This window comes from Roseburia sp. AF42-8 (assembly GCF_003435965.1).
GTDB lineage: Bacteria > Bacillota > Clostridia > Lachnospirales > Lachnospiraceae > Roseburia_C > Roseburia_C amylophila.
This window is the reverse complement of sequence record NZ_QTVB01000099.1, coordinates 1-2,487: the sequence shown is the minus strand read 5'-3', so window position 1 is coordinate 2,487 and position 2,487 is coordinate 1. Positions and strand designations below refer to the sequence as shown.

General features: G+C 33.5%; 3 protein-coding genes. All 3 read left to right on the top strand.

Translation table 11 applies throughout. From position 1 onward, the window contains the following. Positions 1-129 precede the first annotated feature (129 nt). Genes DW059_RS15290 through DW059_RS15280 form a run of 3 tightly spaced genes read left to right on the top strand, consistent with a single transcriptional unit; the run spans position 130 to position 2,449 of the window. Entirely contained in the window at positions 130-372 is a 243-nt protein-coding gene (locus tag DW059_RS15290; RefSeq protein ID WP_117699354.1) for a hypothetical protein, read from the top strand. 2 nt (positions 373-374) lie between these two features. Then, a complete protein-coding gene (locus tag DW059_RS15285; protein ID WP_117699353.1) occupies positions 375-1,322 on the top strand; it encodes a glycosyltransferase family 2 protein in 948 nt (315 codons plus the stop codon). A 2-nt stretch (positions 1,323-1,324) separates the two neighbouring features. Beyond that, positions 1,325-2,449 carry a glycosyltransferase family 4 protein gene (locus DW059_RS15280; RefSeq protein WP_117699352.1) on the top strand — a complete coding sequence of 375 codons (1,125 nt, stop codon included), beginning with the start codon at positions 1,325-1,327 and terminating at the stop codon, positions 2,447-2,449. Positions 2,450-2,487: the final 38 nt, after the last annotated feature.

The window sequence follows — 2,487 nt, the reverse complement described above, 5'->3', positions numbered from 1 at the left end:
ATGCGTGGCAAAATTATTAGATAAAAAGTCAAATAATATAGTTTCAAGATGCATAGGAGAAATAGGAAATTAGATAAAAAGTCAAATAATATAGTTTCAAGATGCATAGGAGAAATAGGAAATTATAGTATGGATATAATGACATTACATTTCCTGTTTTTTAAACTTGTAGATTATATATATTTTACATTTTTTAAAGTGACAGATGATTTTGTGTTAAGTGATTTCCCACACAGCCTGTATTCAAAAACAAGCTGTATAGTATACACATTAGTAGGCGTATCAGGACCTATTTTGGTTAGAATGATATTGAAATATATGAGCAAATTAGCAAATGAGAAGATATTTTATAAAATAGCAGGAGGCAAATGAGAATGCAAGGAATATCGGTGGTAGTACCAGTATTTAATGAAGAAGGAAACGTAAGAGAGTTACACAAGGAAATACTTGAAGTATGTAAAAAAGAAAATTATAACTTTGAAATCATCTTTGTAGATGATGGCTCAAAGGATAAGACACCGGAGATTTGCAAAGACTTAAAGCCTTTAAAATATATTCGTATGCGTAAAAACTTTGGGCAGACAGCGGCAATGGATGCAGGAATCAAAGCAGCGCAGTATGACTATATTGTGACAATGGATGGTGATAGACAGAATGACCCAGCCGACATTCCAAAGCTTGTAAACTATTTAGAAGAGAATGACCTTGATATTGTATCAGGATGGAGAAAGAACCGAAAAGATACAGTAATGAAAAAATTTACATCCAGAGTTGCAAATTTCTTAAGAGGAATTATTGTCAAAGATAATATTCATGATAGTGGCTGTTCATTAAAAATCTATAAGAAGGAATGCTTTGATCATATAAGTTTATATGGGGAAATGCATCGTTTTATTCCAGCACTTTTAAGAATTAAAGGCTTTGAAGTTGGAGAAGTTGTGGTAAATCACAGACCTCGGACAGCAGGTGTGACAAAATATAATTGGAAGAGAACTATCAAGGGGTTTGTAGATATGATTTCATTATGGTTCTGGAGTAAGTATGCTGTAAGGCCATTACATATATTGGGAGCAGGCGGTATGGTATCTATATTCCTTGGAGTAGTATGCGCAATATGGTCAATCGTATTATTTGCACTTGGTTATAAGATGTCTAATAATATTATGCCACCATTATTAACAGTATTCTTTATTATAGTTGGATTACTAATGTTTATTTTTGGATTGATGAGCGACATGATGAGTAAGACATACTATGGTTCTGGAATTGATAAATCATATAGTATAAAAGAAACAATAGAAAATAAGGAAACGGAAGAATAAAAATGAAAATACTTGCTATATCCCATGAGTTTCCACCTATTGGAGGCGGAGGCGCCAATGCATGCTATTTTTTGACAAAGGGATTTGTGGAAAAAGGTCATGAGGTAACACTTGTAACTGCAAATTATCAGGGAATGCCTGAGAGTGAAATTGTAAATGGTGTGCGTGTTATTCGAGTGAATTCGAAGAGGGCACATAAGGAACATTGCAGCTTCAAGGAAATGTTAAGTTATCTGCTGAAGGCATACCCTGTTGCTAATAAATTGCAAAAAAGAGAAAATTTTGATGTGTGCCTGGTATTCTTTGGGATACCAAGTGGACCAATAGGGTATATGCTAAAAAAGAAGTATAAACTTCCATACGTGATACGATTTGGTGGAGGGGATGTTCCGGGATTTCAGGAACGTTTCACGAAAGTGTATAAGATAATTGCCCCAGCAATAAAACTTATCTGGAAAAATGCAGACGCATTAATTGCAAATAGCCAGGGACTAAAGGATATGGCACTTGATTTTTATAATAAGAAACCATTTGATGTTATACCGAATGGTGTTGATACAGAAGTTTTTTATCCGAGCGTAAAAGAGGAAAGTGATGAATTTAAAATTCTTTTTGTTTCAAGGTTGATTGAACGAAAAGGGTTACAATTTATTATTCCACAGTTAAAAAAAATACAGGATAGTACGAAGAAAAGTGTAAAACTAATTGTAGTTGGAGATGGTCCATATCGAGAAACATTGGAACGAATTGCGGAGGAAAACCATGTTTCAGATATGGTAGAATTCGTAGGACAAAAGGGAAAAGAAGAGATTGTGCCTTTTTATCAAAATGCAGATTTATTTATATTGCCATCATCAAAAGAAGGAATGCCAAATGTTGTGCTGGAGGCTATGGCATGTGGATTGCCAATTATTATGACTCCGTGTGAGGGGAGCGCTGAACTGATTTGTGAAAATGGATATAAGGCAGAAAGAAAAGAATTTGCTGATTATATCATCAAATTAATTGGAGATAATGAGATGAGAAAAGAAATGTCCATAAACAGTAATAAAAGGGTTAAAAATTTTTTTAGTTGGAAACATATTGTAAACGAGTATTTGGAAACTTTAGATGGGTTATTAAAATGAAGAATATTGTGATGGGTTATTAAAATGAAGAATATTGT